Annotated in this window: 19 protein-coding genes and 1 tRNA gene; 12 read left to right on the top strand and 8 right to left on the bottom strand. The window is 69.3% G+C overall.

Going from position 1 to position 15,822, the window contains the following annotated elements:
- Nucleotides 1-12: 12 nt before the first annotated feature.
- The 3 genes from D8896_RS06895 to D8896_RS06885 are packed head-to-tail and all read left to right on the top strand — an operon-like array spanning nt 13 to nt 1,193.
- Nucleotides 13-564: a hypothetical protein gene (locus tag D8896_RS06895; RefSeq protein WP_121821359.1), complete on the top strand. Its 552-nt coding sequence runs from the start codon at nt 13-15 to the stop codon at nt 562-564.
- A gap of 31 nt (nt 565-595) precedes the next feature.
- Nucleotides 596-988: a nuclear transport factor 2 family protein gene (locus D8896_RS06890; RefSeq protein WP_121821358.1), complete on the top strand. Its 393-nt coding sequence runs from the start codon at nt 596-598 to the stop codon at nt 986-988.
- 1 nt (nt 989) lies between these two features.
- Nucleotides 990-1,193, top strand: coding sequence for a hypothetical protein (locus D8896_RS06885; protein ID WP_121821357.1), 204 nt, complete (start codon nt 990-992; stop codon nt 1,191-1,193).
- 40 nt (nt 1,194-1,233) lie between these two features.
- Here D8896_RS06885 and D8896_RS06880 read toward each other — a convergent pair whose 3' ends face one another.
- From D8896_RS06880 to D8896_RS06865, 4 genes are all read right to left on the bottom strand, one after another.
- Nucleotides 1,234-2,253 carry a threonine ammonia-lyase gene (locus D8896_RS06880; RefSeq protein ID WP_121821356.1) on the bottom strand — a complete coding sequence of 340 codons (1,020 nt, stop codon included), beginning with the start codon at nt 2,251-2,253 and terminating at the stop codon, nt 1,234-1,236.
- Nucleotides 2,254-2,284: 31 nt separating this feature from the next.
- A complete protein-coding gene (locus D8896_RS06875; RefSeq protein WP_121821355.1) occupies nt 2,285-2,908 on the bottom strand; it encodes a class I SAM-dependent methyltransferase in 624 nt (207 codons plus the stop codon).
- 92 nt (nt 2,909-3,000) lie between these two features.
- A complete protein-coding gene (locus tag D8896_RS06870) occupies nt 3,001-3,957 on the bottom strand; it encodes a zinc-dependent metalloprotease (protein ID WP_121821354.1) in 957 nt (318 codons plus the stop codon).
- A gap of 72 nt (nt 3,958-4,029) precedes the next feature.
- A complete protein-coding gene (locus tag D8896_RS06865; RefSeq protein ID WP_121821353.1) occupies nt 4,030-4,299 on the bottom strand; it encodes a hypothetical protein in 270 nt (89 codons plus the stop codon).
- A gap of 90 nt (nt 4,300-4,389) precedes the next feature.
- On the opposite strand from D8896_RS06865, the gene D8896_RS06860 reads away from it, so the two are divergent.
- From D8896_RS06860 to purF, 4 genes are all read left to right on the top strand, one after another.
- The gene (locus D8896_RS06860; RefSeq protein ID WP_121821352.1) at nt 4,390-5,439 is read left to right on the top strand and encodes a M20/M25/M40 family metallo-hydrolase; all 1,050 of its coding nucleotides are present in this window, start codon (nt 4,390-4,392) and stop codon (nt 5,437-5,439) included.
- Between the two features lie 58 nt (nt 5,440-5,497).
- Entirely contained in the window at nt 5,498-5,683 is a 186-nt protein-coding gene (locus tag D8896_RS06855) for an LSM domain-containing protein (RefSeq protein ID WP_121821351.1), read from the top strand.
- A complete protein-coding gene (locus tag D8896_RS06850) occupies nt 5,680-5,853 on the top strand; it encodes a 50S ribosomal protein L37e (RefSeq protein WP_121821350.1) in 174 nt (57 codons plus the stop codon). Before D8896_RS06855 ends, D8896_RS06850 begins: the two co-directional genes overlap by 4 nt.
- A gap of 283 nt (nt 5,854-6,136) precedes the next feature.
- Nucleotides 6,137-7,564: an amidophosphoribosyltransferase gene (gene purF, locus D8896_RS06845; protein WP_121821665.1), complete on the top strand. Its 1,428-nt coding sequence runs from the start codon at nt 6,137-6,139 to the stop codon at nt 7,562-7,564.
- Between the two features lie 13 nt (nt 7,565-7,577).
- Here the strand turns inward: purF and D8896_RS06840 are convergent, their stop codons facing one another.
- Nucleotides 7,578-8,138 (bottom strand): DUF420 domain-containing protein, encoded by a 561-nt coding sequence (locus D8896_RS06840; RefSeq protein ID WP_121821349.1) that lies wholly within the window; start codon nt 8,136-8,138, stop codon nt 7,578-7,580.
- A gap of 163 nt (nt 8,139-8,301) precedes the next feature.
- On the opposite strand from D8896_RS06840, the gene D8896_RS19275 reads away from it, so the two are divergent.
- Complete coding sequence (locus D8896_RS19275) at nt 8,302-8,439, top strand: DUF7503 family protein (protein WP_162991486.1); 138 nt, start codon at nt 8,302-8,304, stop codon at nt 8,437-8,439.
- A gap of 77 nt (nt 8,440-8,516) precedes the next feature.
- On the opposite strand, the gene D8896_RS06835 is transcribed toward D8896_RS19275, so the two are convergent.
- Nucleotides 8,517-10,628, bottom strand: coding sequence for a hypothetical protein (locus tag D8896_RS06835; protein WP_121821348.1), 2,112 nt, complete (start codon nt 10,626-10,628; stop codon nt 8,517-8,519).
- Between the two features lie 264 nt (nt 10,629-10,892).
- Nucleotides 10,893-10,977: transfer RNA gene (locus D8896_RS06830), tRNA-Leu, on the bottom strand.
- A 154-nt stretch (nt 10,978-11,131) separates the two neighbouring features.
- On the opposite strand from D8896_RS06830, the gene D8896_RS06825 reads away from it, so the two are divergent.
- The 4 genes from D8896_RS06825 to D8896_RS06810 all read left to right on the top strand — a co-directional run bounded on the left by D8896_RS06825 (nt 11,132) and on the right by D8896_RS06810 (nt 15,107).
- Nucleotides 11,132-11,647: a multiprotein-bridging factor 1 family protein gene (locus tag D8896_RS06825; RefSeq protein WP_121821347.1), complete on the top strand. Its 516-nt coding sequence runs from the start codon at nt 11,132-11,134 to the stop codon at nt 11,645-11,647.
- 40 nt (nt 11,648-11,687) lie between these two features.
- Nucleotides 11,688-12,899: an alanyl-tRNA editing protein gene (locus tag D8896_RS06820; protein WP_121821346.1), complete on the top strand. Its 1,212-nt coding sequence runs from the start codon at nt 11,688-11,690 to the stop codon at nt 12,897-12,899.
- Between the two features lie 234 nt (nt 12,900-13,133).
- The gene (locus D8896_RS06815) at nt 13,134-13,943 is read left to right on the top strand and encodes a helix-turn-helix transcriptional regulator (protein WP_121821345.1); all 810 of its coding nucleotides are present in this window, start codon (nt 13,134-13,136) and stop codon (nt 13,941-13,943) included.
- Between the two features lie 36 nt (nt 13,944-13,979).
- Nucleotides 13,980-15,107 (top strand): acyl-CoA dehydrogenase family protein, encoded by a 1,128-nt coding sequence (locus D8896_RS06810; protein ID WP_121821344.1) that lies wholly within the window; start codon nt 13,980-13,982, stop codon nt 15,105-15,107.
- Here D8896_RS06810 and cysE read toward each other — a convergent pair.
- Entirely contained in the window at nt 15,104-15,658 is a 555-nt protein-coding gene (gene cysE / locus D8896_RS06805; protein WP_121821343.1) for a serine O-acetyltransferase, read from the bottom strand. The two genes, D8896_RS06810 and cysE, sit on opposite strands and share 4 nt — an antisense overlap.
- Nucleotides 15,659-15,822 lie beyond the last annotated feature (164 nt).

The raw sequence follows: 15,822 nt of genomic DNA, 5'->3' as shown, positions 1-15,822 counted from the left end.
AAAGCCGTAGACATGCGTGTCAGAGAGTGGGACGACATCGTCGAGGACGTCGTGGATCAGGACGTCGACCCCCAGGGCTGGCGCGCAGTCGCCGGAGACCGGTCCGGGGGCGTCGGCGAGGACCTCTACGTCGGCCACCCGTCGAGTGGCGTCTACCAGCTGAAGACCTACGCGAAGAACCCGTTCGACGTCCGGGGCGTCGGCGCTCGCGTCGCCCGAAGCCTCGACGACGAGATCGGGTCGTTCCTCCCGGCGGAGTCCGAGGCCGGGCGCTTTGCCGTCCAGTCGCCGCCGGACGACGAGGACGAGGCCGAGGACCGTGCAACCGAGCTAGAGGAGGTGATCAGGGCCCACGCCGATGCGCCGACGACGCCGGGCGACCTGTTCGACGACGTGATGGAGGCGCTGGACAGCCCCGCGTTCGGGCCGATGGAGTACGACCAGTACGACCGGCCCGACGAACTGGACGAACTCTCGGCCACGTTCGAGGAGGCCGACGAACTGCTCGACGCGGAACTGGACGACCTCATCGACGACGACGGCGTGGACCGCGGATTCCAGTGAGTTCAAACCGGCGGCCGCCCTGTACTCCGGTATGACCGCCGCCGACACGGTGCGCGAGTACTACGAGTCGCTCCGTCGCGGGGAGCCGCTGTACCCGTATTTCGTCGAGGACCCGGGGACGGCGAAGTTCGGGATCTCGGAGTCGCTCATCGGCTACGACGACGTGGCCGAGGCGCTCCGGGAGCAGAGCCGGACCACCGACGAGTGGACCGTCGACTCCCGCCGGCTGAGCGTCGCCGAGCGCGACGGGTACGCCTGGTTCAGCGACGCGGTCGACCTCGCGTGGACCGACACGTCGGCGGACCGCCGGCGCGCCTATCCGACGCGCTGGAGCGGCACGCTCGAACGACACGACGACGAGTGGCTGTTCGCCACGCTCCACGTCAGCACGCCCGACGAGGCGCTGGCGGCTGCCGGTGACTGAGATGGTCGGCCCGTCGCTCTCCGAGGAGGAACAGGAACGGAACAGAACCCGACTGAAAGCCGGGTTCGTGCTCCTCGTCGGCGTCTCCGCAGGGATGATCGCAGTGCAGGGCGGCGCGTCGCTCCCCGCCGTCCTCGGCGTGGTCGTCGCCGGACTCGTCCTCGGCGTCGTGCTGATCGCGTACCTCTCCTCGATCGTTCCCTGATTTCGGGACGGTAATTCCCGCCGGCGACCGCGGGTACCTGTCACTCGGCGAGCACGGCCCGCAGTTTCTCCACGTCGAGGTTCCGCCCCGAAACCGGCAGAACGACGGTCTCGCCCCCGAGGTCGTCCCCGAACTGGCGCATCGCGGCGACGCTGGCGGCACACGCGCCCTCCATCACGACCGTGTCCTCGACGAGCAGGTCCCTGACGCCGGCCCGGAGGGCGTCCTCGCTCACGAGGCGGAAGTCGTCCAGGCGCTCCCGGAGCAGGTCGGCGGTGAGCGCGAACGGGACGCTCGTGGCGATGCCTTCCGCGAACGTCCCCATCTCGTCGGACGGCCGGAGGTGGCCCTCGTCCCAGGCGCGGTACATCGCCGGCGCGGCCTCGGACTGCGCGCCGACGACCGTCGCATCGGTGAGTTCGCCGACGGTGAGACAGTAGCCCGCGGCGCTCGAGCCGCCGCCGACGGGACAGAAGAGGTAGTCGACGTCCGGCAGGTCCTCGACGACTTCGAGGCCGGCGGTGCCGACGCCCGCGACGAGGGACGGCTCGTTCGCCGAGTGGACGTACCGGTACCCCTCCTCGGCCGCCAGCGTCTCGGCGCGCTCGCGGGCGGCGTCGAAGTCGTCGCCGTGGTGCCGCACCGTCGCGCCCAGCCGCTCCATCGCGGTCACCTTCGAGTGGTTCGCGTCCTCGGGCACGACGACGGTGACGGGGACGTCGAACTCGCGGCCGGCGTAGGCGACGGACTGGCCGTGGTTTCCGGTGCTGGCGGCGATCAGGCCGGGGTCGCGGAACTCGTCGGCCAGCCCGGCGGCGAGCGTGACCCCGCCCCGAACTTTGAACGCGCCGGTCGGGAGCGTGTCCTCGCGCTTGAGGTAGACGTCAGCGTCGAACTCGGCCGACAGCGGCTCGCTCCGGACCAGCGGCGTCCGGGGAAGGTGGCGGTCGACGACCGGCCGGGCGCGGTACACGTCGGCGGTGGTCGGCGGCGTCAGGTCGTGGTACGGGAACACGGTGGTCTCGTCGGGCGACTCCACGGGGTCGTATTCGGGCGGCATGGGGCAAACTGCGGTGGCGGTTCCGATAAGTTCACCGCCCGCACAGCTCCGCGAGGAAGAAGGGCTTCCGGGCGTCCTCGTCGGCGAGCGTGTCGGCGACGGCCCACTGGTCGCGGAGTTGGAACCCCGCGGCGCGGAGCTGTTCGCGCGTCGCCTCGGCTCCCGCGATGTCCCACTCCATCGCCGCGCCGGAGTCCAGCCAGCCCGGGTTCCGGCCCTGCCAGCGCCCGTGGCCCTCCGAGACGAGCAGCCGGCCGCCGAGCCGCAGCACGCGGGCGAACTCACCGATCACCCGCTGATGGTCGTCGAGCGGGACGTGGATCAGCGAGTGGATGGCGGTGACGGCGTCGAACGCGTCGTCCCGGAACGGGAGCGCCGTCATGTCGCCCTGTACGAGCGGTGCGACCGGGACGTTCGCCGCCGCCAGTTCGAGCTGTTTCCCGGAGAAGTCGAGGCCGACCGCGCGCTCGCCGGCGCGGGCCAGCACCGGCTCCCCGCCGCCGCAGCCGGCGTCGAGGAGTCGTGCCTCGGTCGGGAGGTCGGCGAGCAGGTCCTCGACGAGCGACGTGCCGAGCGTCTCGTCGTCCGAGCGCTCGGCGGCGTACGTCTCCGCGAGTTCGTCGTACCCCTCGCGGACGGCGTGCCTGTCGGTCATGGGTCGGCCGTCGCGGAAGCGGTACAAGTGTCTTGTGCGGGCGTGGTGCGGCGTCTCAAGGAGGCTGCTTGGCGGTCGGGGGAACAGCGTGCTCAGGGGTCGACCCGGCGGATCCAGTCGCGGGGCGCGTCGATCTCGGCGTCGCTCGGGAGGTTCTCGGGGCGGTCCCACACAGCGCCGGCGGCGGCGACGCCGCGCTCGTCGGCGACCGTCTCGAAGAAGGCCTTGCCGCGCTCGTACTGGCGGCGCTTCAGGCCGAGACCGAGCGCGCGGCGGACGAGGCGGGCAAGCGGTCCCCGACCCTGCCGGCGCTCGTCGAGTTTCCGCCGGAGGTCGGCGTACTCGTCGTCGAACGCGTGGTCCATCAGCAGTTCGGCGTACCCCTCGACGACGGTCATCGCGGCGTCGAGTTCGCGGAACGCCTCCCGGTCGAGCGAGCCCTCCGTGACCGCGCCGATGCCACGCTCCATGCGCTCCTCAAGATGGTCAGACAGCCACGGGGCCGCGCCGAACTCGGCGGCGTGGGTCACCTCGTGGAACGCGATCCAGCGCCGGAAGCGCGGGTACTCGGTGTCCAGCGCGTCGGCCGTGCGGACGATGTTCGGCCGGACGAAGTACAGCGCGTGGTCGGACGGGTCGTCCGCGAGCAGCAGCGGGTCGTACTGACCGAGCACGTTCCGCGCGAGGAAGCCGAGCATGAAGCTCATCGAGCCGGTGTTGACGACGCGAGCCGCGCCGGGGAACACGCCGCCGACCTCGTCCTCCAGCGGCTCCATCAGCCGGGCAAACGTCTCGACGTTCGCGTCGATCCAGTGGTGGCGGTGCTGGACCTCGACGGCGCGGGGCACGTCGAAGTCGAGACCAGACACCTTCCGCACCCGGGTGCGGGCGTCGCGTACGTCGTCGGCGTAGCCGTCGCGCTCGCCCGGCGAGAGGTCCAGCGAACCGGCGTCGGTCGACGCCTTCGCCGCCTCGGCGACCGCGTCCCAGTCGATCGGTCCGTCGCCGGACGCACCGGTGACGGCCCGGACGCTTCGGTAGAGGTTCATGGATTCGATTGCGCGTCAGGGGACAAAACCCTTCTCCCGACGCGGGGACCGAAACCGGACGGTGGCGGCGGCTTACGCCGGCTCCTCGACGGTGTACTCCGGCTCCTCTTCCTCGAACCCGTCGTCGCCGCCGCGGAGCTTCCGCGCGACGGCGGCCATGACCACCAGCGCGACGAGGCCGACGAGTACCTTGCCGCCCGCGCCGCCACTCTCGTCGTCCTCCACGTCGACGGCGGTGCCGTCCTCGTCGTCGAACGTCTCGTCCTCGCCGCCGGTGCTCCAGCTCGGCGCGAACTGCGGGTCGCCGTCCACGTGCAACTCGAACAGTGTGATATCTACCATGTTTCACCGTTCGACGGGGACGAACTTATACTGTTGGTCGCGGTCGGTGAGATGAGTAGACCTTCGTGTGTCGACGCCCCAGCAGGAGGCATGGACGACGACGAACGGGCGTTCCTCGACGACTTGCTCGCCGCACCGACGCCCTCGGGGTACGAGGCCCCGGGTCAACGCGTCTGGCTCGACCGCGTCGAACCGGCCGCCGACGAGTTGCGGACGGACGACTACGGCAACGCGGTCGCGGTCAGCGACGGAAGCGGCCCGGCCGTCGCCGTCGCGGGCCACGCCGACCAGATCGGGCTGCTGGTCCGCGAGATCGACGACGACGGCCACCTCCACGTCGGTCCGGTCAGGAGCGTCGACCGGACCGTGACGCGGGGGCAGGGGGTGACGGTCCACGCGGACGACGGCACGGTCCCGGGCGTCGTCGGCCAGACCGCGATCCACGTCCGCGAGGAGGTCGACGACGACGCCAGCGTGGCCGAACAGCACGTCGATATCGGTGCCGCGGACGGCGACGCCGCCCGCGAGCGCGTCGCCGTGGGCGACCCCGTCACGGTCGACGGCGCGGTGACGGACCTGCAGGGGTCGCGGATCGCCGGACCGGGGATGGACAACCGCGTGGGGATGTGGATCGCGGCCGAGGCGTTCCGGCGGGCCGCGGACGCCGACGCGACGGTGTACGCGGTCAGCACCGTCCAGGAAGAGATCGGCCGCAAGGGCGCAGGGATGGTCGGTTTCGACCTCGATCCGGACGCGGTCATCGCGGCGGACGTGACCCACGCCCTCGACTACCCCGCCGCGCCCGGCGAAAAGGGCAGCGACGTGGCGCTCGGCGAGGGGCCGGTCGTCACCCGGGGGAGCACGAACCACCCCGTGCTGGCGGACGCGCTCCGCTCGGTCGCGGCCGAGGACGGCGTCGACGCACAGGTGCAGGCCGCGCCGACGCACACGCTGACCGACGCGGACACCTTCGCCACGTCGCGAAGCGGCGTCCCGTCGGTGTATCTCGGCCTGCCGAACCGCTACATGCACACGCCGGTCGAGGTGGTCGACACCGACGACCTGACCGCGGCCGCGGACCTGTTCGCCGGATTCGCCCGGTCGGCCGACCGGTACGCGCCGTTTGCCGTGGATATCTGACACGGGATCCGGGTCCCCTTCCGGTACGTTTAAGCACGAGTCGACGGGCGTAGACGGTATGAGCGAACGTCCGCTTGACGTGCTCGAAGCGTCCGTGGGACAGGATGTCACCGTGCGACTGAAGGACGGCGAGGAGTACGCGGGCCGGCTCGCGGGCTACGACCAGCATATGAACCTCGTGCTGGACGACGGCGAAGACACAACGATTATACGCGGCGATAACGTCGTGTCGATCATCCCATGACTGGCGCAGGTACCCCGAGCCAGGGCAAGAAAAACACCACGACCCACGTGAAGTGTCGTCGGTGTGGCGAGAAGTCGTATCACGTCAAAAAGAAGGAGTGCTCGTCGTGCGGCTTCGGCAAGTCGGCGAAGCGGCGCGACTACGAGTGGCAGTCGAAGGCCGGCGAGTAGGCTAGTTCTTCTCCACAGTTCCGCGCCCGACGAGCGCCGCCCAGCGTCGCGGACACCGACGGGACCGGCCACCTCATCGCCAATTGGTAACTATTCACACGATCGATCAGCCGACAGTCCGGACGACGGCCGACGGCGTACGGGATGGTGGTGGAATATTCACGAACGTGTGTATTCCGGGGAGTAAAACCGGTCCGACGGACCACGATTGCGAGGTTTTATCTCCGGTGGCTCGCTATGGACGCCCATGTCAGACGGCCGGGCCGAGCGGCCTTCGACCGGGATGACCGAGAAGTGTGGCGTCGTCGGGATCTCGCTTGCCGACCGCGACGCCGCGCGCCCGCTGTACTACTCCCTGTACGCCCTCCAGCACCGCGGCCAGGAGTCGGCGGGCATCGTCACCCACGACGGGTTCCAGCAGCACAGCCACGTCGAGATGGGGCTGGTCGGCGACGCCTTCTCCGAGGACGACATCGCGGGACTGAGCGGCGCAACGGGGATCGGACACGTCCGGTACCCGACCGCCGGCAGCGTCGACGCCTCCTGCGCCCAGCCCTTCTCGGTCTCGTTCAAGAGCGGGTCGCTCGGCCTGAGCCACAACGGCAACCTCGTCAACGCCGACGAGATCCGCGAGGAACTCGCCGGCCAGGGCCACGCCTTCACCTCCGACGGCGACACGGAGGTGATCGCCCACGACCTCGCGCGTAACCTGCTGGAAGAGGACCTGGTCCGCGCCGTCAAGCGAACGATGGGTCGGATCCACGGCTCCTACTCGCTGACGATCACCCACGACGACACCGTCCTCGGCGTGCGGGACCCGCAGGGCAACCGGCCGCTCTGCATCGGCGAACTGGAGGACGGCTACATCCTCGCCAGCGAGAGCGCCGCGGTCGACACGCTGGACGGCGAACTCGTCCGTGACGTGAAACCGGGCGAACTCGTCGTCCTGCACGAGGACGGCTCGGGCTTCGACACGTACCAGCTGGTCGAACAGGAGCACACCGCCCACTGCTTTTTCGAACACGTCTACTTCGCACGGCCGGACAGCGTCATCGACGGCAAGCGCGTCTACGAGGTGCGACGCGACCTCGGCCGGAAGCTCTGGGCGGAGAGCGGCATCGACAGCGACGTGGTGATGCCCGTCCCCGACTCCGGCCGCGCGTTCGCCTCGGGCTACGCCGAGGCCGCGAACGAGGACGACGAGGCCGTCGAGTTCGCGGAGGGGCTGATGAAGAACCGCTACGTCGGGCGCACGTTCATCATGCCGACACAGGACGAGCGCGAGCGGGCGGTCCGCCTGAAGCTGAACCCCATCAAGAGCACCATCGAGGGCAAGACCGTCACGATCATCGACGATTCGATCGTCCGGGGAACCACATCGACACAGCTCGTCAAGCTACTCAAGGACGTGGGAGCCGAGGCGGTCCACGTCCGCATCGGCGCGCCGCCGATCGTCGCCCCCTGCTACATGGGGATCGACATGGCCTCGCGCGAGGAACTGATCGCCAGCGACAAGAGCGTCGACGGGATCGCAGACGAGATCGACGCCGATAGCCTCGCCTACCTCTCGACGGAGGCCGTCGCCGACGTGCTGGAGACCCCCCAGTCGGACCTCTGTCTGGGCTGTGTCACCGGCGAGTACCCCTACGACATCGACGGCGAGGCGACCGACCGGGAGGTCGGCCGTCCGAGCGTCCCCGCCGACGACTGACCCCGGAGGACCGTCAGTAGACGACGTACAGCATCGCGTACACCACCTCGCCGAGCGCGAAGGAGACGAGCCACAGCGACGCCGCCACGCGGCCGACCCGCGCGTGGACGCTCTCGCGAAGCTCCCGGACCGACCGCGTCCACGCCAGCAAAAGCGCGTAGTAGACGAACGGGATGGTGACGACCGCGAGCAGGATGTGGACCGCCAGTATCGGCAGGTAGACGTACGTGTAGACGCCGTCCGGGCCGGGGAAGGGTTTCGGCCCCTCGATGGCGATCCGATACAGATAGAGGCCGAGAAACGCCGCGAACAGGGCGAACGAGGCGACCATCAGCGCGCGGTGGCGGTCCACGTTCCCCCGTCGGATCGCCCGCACGCCGCCGAGGATCGTCGCGATGGCGGCCGCACTGAGGAGGGCGTTGATATGCGGGATCGCGTTCAGGAGACCGTCGGGAGCGCGGGGAAGGGCGTCGCCCGGCACCATCCCGAGAGCCGTCCCGAACACCAGCGCGAGCGAGACGGCAGTGAGAACGCCAGTTACCGCCGGAACGTGTTGCCTGACGCGGCTTTCCATGGCCGTCCGTAGGGACCGTGCGTTGAAAGACGTTCCTTTCGACCGAGGGGTTCGACGGTCCGACGGCTGCCGGACGATCCGATATAATAGATTGTAATATTGATTAAATTATAAGAAAGATTCAGATATTTTCATATAAAATCGAACCGTCATCCGATATGCGATGTCTGATAACAGTTCACTCAAGGCATACCTCGCAGACCACCCGCGGATGATCGGCGCGCTGTTCACGCTGGTCCTGATCGCGTCGCAGGCCGGAACGGCCGCCGCGAACGGCGCACAGGCGGTCTCGGGGCCGTAGTACACACTAACCGTTGGCCGACCGGTGGCCGGTCAGGGAGACCAATGACTGCCGGGAACCCGCTACAACAGGCCGAATCAGGCCCCGTCGAAGTCGACGGGGATCCCGCCGGGCGTATCGTTCCAGAAAATCTTCCCGTCGTACTGCACCGGACTTCGGTGCGAGGAGAGATACTCCTGCAGGTCGTCTCCCGACAGCTGTAACTGCACCATCTCGCCGGGGAGGAGGAAACTCCGCTCCACGTCGTTGATCGTGGGCGTCACGTACGACCCGATCTGGTACTCCCGGGTCGGATACGCACGGACCGTGAGCGAGAACTGCCCGTCGGCACCGTCGTCGACCTTGCAGAGCAGCGGCGTCCCGCCCTCCGACTGTGCGATGTCCGCGCCGCCGTCGCCGACGACGATGTACTGGTCCCCGGTGCGGGTGTGGTCCCGGACCAGTTCGACCGCCGCCCGGAGCGGGAAGCCGAGGTTGAGCAGGTGTGCCATCGCCCGTCCGATCTCGACGGCCTGCTCGTTCACCACGTCGCTCAGCGTCCCGACGCCGCCGGTCGCGCCCCGGTCGGCCAGCGCCATCGCCTGATGGACGGACCGGCAAGCGTTCAGCAGGAACACGTCAACCTCGACCGTCTCCAGGTCGTTGACGTCCAATTTCCCGTCGGGACAGCGCAGCCCCTCCGGCGTGGCGTGGCCGATGAAGTGGAGGAAGTCGTGGTCGCCGGCGAGCACGTCGGCCAGCGCGTCGGTCGACAGGTCGGTGTAGAACGCGGTCTCGTACGGCAGTTCCTCCCGGTTCCCGTAGACGCCGTCGAGCGACTCGTGCTCGGCGAGCATCCGGTCGTCGTTGCAGACGACCGCGATCTCGATCTCGCTGGAGCGTGGTCCCCGCCGAAGCCGGTTCTCGAACGCGTCGACGGTCGCCTTCGTCGCGCCCCGGGGGACGTGGTCCCCGAACCAGGCGTGTTCGATCGACTCGTCGGTCGTTTCGGGGTCGACGAGCAGCATCGACTCCTCAACGTCCCCGCTGGACCTGAGCAGCGGCGCGGTCCCCGCGTCCGCACCCCCCTCGGTCGCGGCCGAGCGGGAGTACTCCGTCGCCTGGACGCGCGGCTGTGAGATCCGCGTTCCGCGAGGCTCCCGGACGACGCCGAGGTCGTACGCGACGAACGGGAGCGCCTGCACCCCCTCGGGGCCCGACGGGACGTGTGCCGTCAGGCTCCACTTCGGCACGTACTCGGCGATCACGTCGTACGGGATCTGCAGGTACGCGGCGACCTGCTCGTGGGTCGGCCGGCCGTACATCGCGTCCACGTCGAACGGGAGATACGGCTCGACGCGGGTGCGCTCGTCGAGGTCGACCTTGTACAGGCCCGCCGTCCTGACGATGCAGTCGAGGAAGAACACCTGTTTCAGCGTCCGCGCGACCTCGTCCTCGAACCACTGCTGGCTCGCGAGGTCGCGGCTGAATCCTCCCACGGTCTCGATCCCCGGTACGTCACCCGGAACGACCTCCGCACCGAGGTAGAACGCGAGCGACGAGACGGCGTACACGTGGCGGTAGTCGGGCGGCACGACGATCCTGATCCCCGTCTCCGGCGGATCGAAGGTGTCGGGGATAGCGAGTTCCTCGCCGCGCTCGAACAGCGGCGGATGCCCCCGGAGCGTCGGGAACGACCGCTCGCATTTCGTGGTCTTCAGCGCCGAGGAGAGGTGGCTGACCGCGGTTATGACGTCCCGTGGGTCGTCCGGGACGGTGATCGTCCCGGCGGGCTGTTCGTGGTACGACCGCAGCCCCACGACGACCCTGGTCGACTCCTCGAACGCCACCCGCATGTAGTTCGCGCCGGTCGTCACCTCCAGCGGGCCGGCCACCCGACAGTATATCTTCATCGGGCCGTTCCCGTCGAGGACGTAGGTCCCTGACCCGAAGGAGAACGACCCGTGGGACTGGACCGAGCGGAGGAACTCGCCGTCCCCGTCGCGGACGGTGAACCCGTCGAGGCGGTCGAAGTACACACCCGTCGTCTCGAACTGACAGGCGCGCGTGACCGGGTACCGGAACTCGTCCGGGTCCGCCTCCTCGGGGGAGACGGGGGTGTCGGACTGGACCACGAACTGCCGTTGCTCGATCCTGTCCTCGAACCGGACACCAGCGACCGTCTCCGTGGCGGCGTAACGTATCTTCATAGCCCGATAACCTGCAAGTGTGGCGTCAATAGCGTCGCAGTAATAAAAACGTGTGCGGAAGTGTAAACGAAAATTACAACCCCGTCACACCCCCTCGATGCCGCTCGGAGTCGACTGTGTCGACTTCTCACCGGCGGACCCGGAGCTAACTGTTCGGAAGTTTTCGGTAGGAATTGTGCGTGGGTGATGTCCGCGAAGGGAGATCACCTGCATCGTCCTCGGCGGCGACGCCGCCTCGGTGTCGCGGGAAACCCGCGCTTGCGATGCGTGGGACCGGATTTGAACCGGCGGACCCCTACGGGACAGCGCCCTCAACGCTGCGCCGTTGGCCTAGCTTGGCTACCCACGCTCGCGGTGGCTTTCTGCACTGAGACCTATCCCGTGGACGAATTAAAGGGCTTTCGTTTCGGTCGTCGCGGTCGTGTAGTCGCCACTCGATCCCGGTGGAACAGGCCGACGGTAGGGATCGGGGCGTTCAAATCGCCCCGGTACGTATCGGGTGTATGGCCAAGTACTCGACGGGCGGATCGTCGGGAGCCGACGGCGGCGACGCCTGTGAGCTCTGCGGGTCCGAGAGCGACTCGCTCCGCGAGGCGAACGTCGCCGGGGCGGTGCTGCAGGTGTGTGCCGACTGTGCGCCCCACGACGACAACGCCCACAAGGACCGGAAATCCGGCGGCAACGGCGGCGACAGCGACGGCGACCGGAAGCGCCGCGCCGTCGAGAACGCCGCGAAAGCGAGCCGGAACTGGGACGGCGACACCGAACACTGGGAGGAGGGCGGGACGAACTACGACGACGACCAGCTTCCGTATCTGGTGAGCGACTACGGCGACGTGCTGGAGGAAGCACGACAGGCGGCGGGACTCCAGCGGTCGGAACTCGCCGAGGAACTGGAGGCCGACGAGGCCGACCTGCTCGCGCTAGAGCAGGGCCGGGCGACGCAGGCGGGCGTCGGCGGCAGCCTCGTTCGCGCGGTCGAGCAGCGACTCGACGTGGAACTGGTCGAGTCGACGTAGGCGATAGGATTTTTCCCGGTCGACCGCATCGACCAACTCGATGAGCAAGCTTGCCGCCGCCGAACCGTACACGACGCGGTTCGAGACGGCCATCGCGGAGGTCGACGGGCGCGACGTTCGGCTGGAGACGACGTACTTCTACCCTGAGAGCGGCGGCCAGCCGGCGGACCGCGGCCGGATCGACGGCATCGACGTGGTCGACGTGTACGAGGACGGCGACGCCGTCGTCCACCGCCTCGGCGACGACCCGGACTGGCGGCCGGGCCGACGGGCGCTCTGCGAGGTCGACTGGGAGTACCGGATGTACTGCATGCGTGCCCACACCGCCAGCCACGCGCTGTACGGTGCCGGCCGGCGGGTGCTGGACGACCTGGGCTACGGCGGCTTCGGCATCGACGACGAGAAGGTCCGGATCGACTTCCGCACCTCGACGGATATCACGGACGGGACGCTCGTGGAACTGGAGCGACTGGTGAACGAGACCGTCTGGGACTCCCGGGACGTGTCGTGGGAGGAGGTCCCCGCCGACGAGGCGCGGGAGCGCGACGACGTGGCGTTCAACACGAAGACGGAGGAGGGCGTGTTCGGCGAGGACGGCACCGTCCGGGTCGTCACCATCGAGGACTGGGACGTGGCTGCCTGCGGCGGGACGCACGTCCGGAACACGCGGGAGATCGGTCCGGTGACCGTGCTCGGCCGCTCGAACCCCGGCGAGGGGCTGACCCGCGTCGAGTTCGCCGTGGGCCCGGCGGGCGTCGACCGGCGGACGACCGAGAAGGCGGCGGCGCTCGAAGCCAGCGCCACGCTCGACGCGAGCGTGCCGGGGCTCCCGTCCGCGGCCGAGCAGGTCAGCGAGACGGTCGCCGAACTGGAGGCCGAGGTCACCGAACTCCGGAGCGAACTGCTCGACCGGCAGGTCGCGGCGCTCCGGGACGAGGTGGTCGAACGCGACGGGCGGACGTGGGCCGTCGGCACGGTCGACCGCGCCGGCCCCAACGACGTGGACGACCGCGCGCGGGAACTCGCGGGCGACGCGGCGGACGTGGTTGCGCTCGTCGGCACCGACCGGCCGCCGTTCGTCGTCGTCGGCGCGGGGGAGACGGCCGACGCAGCCGGCGTCGTCGACGACGTTACCGCGACGCTCGGCGGCGGTGGCGGGGGGTCACCGAACGTTGCCCAGGCCGGCGGACTGGACGCCGACCCGGAGCGCGTCGTCGAGTACCTGCAGTCGGGCGAGTTGCCCGACTGCTGAGGGCCAGTGCGTCAGCGTGGGGGCCGCCGGGCGGTCGTGGGCCCCGTCACAGGAAGGCATGACCTGGCAGCGTTTGTCGGGTCAACGTCATCGGGGCTAAATTTTTCCTTTATATCCGGCGGAAAACGATCCGGAAGAACTGGAAACTGATAAGTTCGGCTTTGAACTAACTCCAGAACGAGCAAAACGATCGTCACCGCTAATAGCGACCGCACGAACGGTTCGTCAACGACGATGTGCGCCAGCTTTGACAGCCTGCAGTTCGTGGTCGGTTCGCGGGCGAGGCAGGAGGTGCTCTCGACGCTCGTGGCCGATCCGGCGACCCGGAGCGCCGTGCTCGACGCGACGGGGGCGAGCGAGTCGTCCGTGTACGACGCGATCAAACGGCTGGAGGAGCGGGGACTCGTCTACCAGCGGGCCGACGACAGGTGGGCCGCGACCGCCGCCGGACAGGTGGTCGCCGACACGCTGCGGCGCTGTGAACGCACGGACAGGGCGCTCTCGGCGGACGCCGAGTACTGGGAGCAACACGACGCCGCCGGGATCCCCGAGACGTTCCGGGCGGAGTTCGCTGCCCTGTCGGGGTACGAGGTGGTCAGGTCGCCCGACACCGACCCGTACCGGGCGTCCCGCCGCGTCGCCGACGAGATAGCGTCGGCCGACTGCGTCTCGGTCGTCGCGCCGGTGTACCACGACCGCTACGCCGAGGCGCTGAACGAGTCGTCCGGGGCCGCCCGTCGACTCGTCGTCACGCCGGACGTGCTCCGGGAAGTGGTCGAGGGCGACCCACCCGGACCGACGGAGGACGCACAGGTCGTCACCCGGGTGTACGACGCCGCCGTCGCGATGGTCGTCTCGTCGGAGACGCTGCTCCTCTCGTTTCCGACGCTCGACGGGTCGTACGACCCGCACACGGAGGTCGTCGCCGAGTCCGAGGAGGCGACTGACTGGGGGCGGCGGCTGTTCGACCACGTGTGGGAACGGGCGACCGAGGTCGAAGCGTACGTCGCCGACCGCTACGGCGAGGACGCGCTCGACGGATAACGTTCACCTTTTTCCATCCGACATCGAAGGCGGGGTATGGAGCTATCCGAGGAGCAACGCGCCGTCCGCGACGTGGTCCGGGAGTTCGCCGAGGAGGAGATCCGGCCGGTGGCCCGCGAGGCGGACGTCGAGGAGCGGTTCCCGGAGGACGTGTGGGACGGCCTCGCCGACCTGGACCTGACTGGGCTGACGGTGCCCGAGGAGTACGGCGGCTACGAAGCCGACCGCCTCACCTACAGCGTCGTCAACGAGGAGGTGGCGTACGGAACCCTCTCCGTCGCGACCGCCCTGTCGGTCCACTGCCTCGCAACGTCCTGCATCGCGACGTTCGGGAGCGAGGACCAGAAGGAGCGCTGGCTCCCCGAGATGGTCGACGGGCGGCCCGTCGGTGCGTTCGCGCTGTCCGAACCCGGCGCGGGGTCGAACCCCGCGGAGATGACGACCGAGGCACGGAAGGAGGGTGACGAGTACGTCATCGACGGCACGAAGCAGTGGATCACCAACGGCGAGCGCGCCGGCGTCGTGGTCCTGTTCGCGAAGACCGACCGCGAGGACCCGGAGAGCGTCACCCAGTTCGTCGTGCCGAAGGACGCCGACGGCCTCACCGTCGGCAAGAAGGAGGAGAAACTCGGGCTGCGCGCCAGCGACACCACGTCGCTGGAGTTCGACGGCGTCCGGGTCCCCGCCGAGAACCGCCTCACGGAGGAGGGCAAGGGCCTTTCGGCCGCGCTGTCGATCCTCACCGGCGGCCGGATCGGCATCGCGTCGCAGGCGGTCGGCCTCGCGCAGTCGGCTCTGGACGAGGCCGAGGCGTACGCCGGCGAGCGCGAGCAGTTCGGCAAGCCGATCGGCGACATCCAGACGATCCGGCACAAGCTGGCCGACATGGCGACGCAGGTGCGGGCGAGCCGACTACTCACCCGCGACGCCGCCGCCCGCGAGGACCGCGGCGAGTCGCCGCGGATGGCCGCGAGCATGGCGAAGTACTTCGCCAGCGAGGCCGCGATGGACGTGACGAACGAGGCGGTCCAGATCCACGGCGGCTACGGCTACACCACGGAGGGCGACGTGGAGCGGCTCTACCGCGACGCGAAGATCACGACCATCTACGAGGGCACCAGCGAGATCCAGAAGACGGTGATCGCCCGCGAACTGCTCGACTAATCCTCTGCCGCGCCGTCGGCGTCGGCATCCACGTCCTCGCCCCCGTCGATCGGTTCGGCCGGGACGCCGGTGACCGTCCGTCCCGGCTCCACGTCGTCGACGACGACCGCACCGGCCCCGACCGCCGCGTCCGCCCCGACCGTGATATCGCCGATCAGCGTCGCGTTCGCGCCGAGGACGACGCCGTCCTCCAGCGTCGGGTGGCGCTTCACGGGCCGGGGGTCGTTCCCGCCGAGCGTACAGCCGTGGTGCATGTGCACGTCGTCGCCGACTTCGGCCGTTTCGCCGATCACGACGCCCGCGCCGTGGTCGATGAACAGGCGGCGGCCCACCTCCGCGCCGGGGTGGATCTCGACGCCGGTGAGGAGGCGGGCGACCTGCGAGAGGACCCGCGCGACGAGGCGAAAGCCCCGCTCCCAGAGGGCGTGGGTGAGGCGGTGCGCCCAGACGGCGTGGAGACCGGGGTAGCAGAGCGCCACCTCCAGCGCGCTTCTGGCGGCCGGGTCGCGGTCGAGCGCCGCCCGCACGTCCTCGCGCACCCGGTCAAGCATGGTATCCTCGATGAATCGTCAGGGTCGACGGCGTCGGTCTGGCGTGCCGCGTCGCGTCCCCGCAACAGCACAGCTCCCGGCCGGAACTGTCACGGTCGACGACGGTGCCGCCGGTGCGGAGATGCGACGCCATGGTGGACGTTCGTCCACTCGCGCCCAAAACC

The sequence above is a fragment of the Halostella salina genome (assembly GCF_003675855.1).
Classification (GTDB): domain Archaea; phylum Halobacteriota; class Halobacteria; order Halobacteriales; family Natronoarchaeaceae; genus Halostella; species Halostella salina.
Note: the sequence above shows the minus strand (reverse complement) of the source record. Positions and strands in the feature narration are given on the sequence as shown.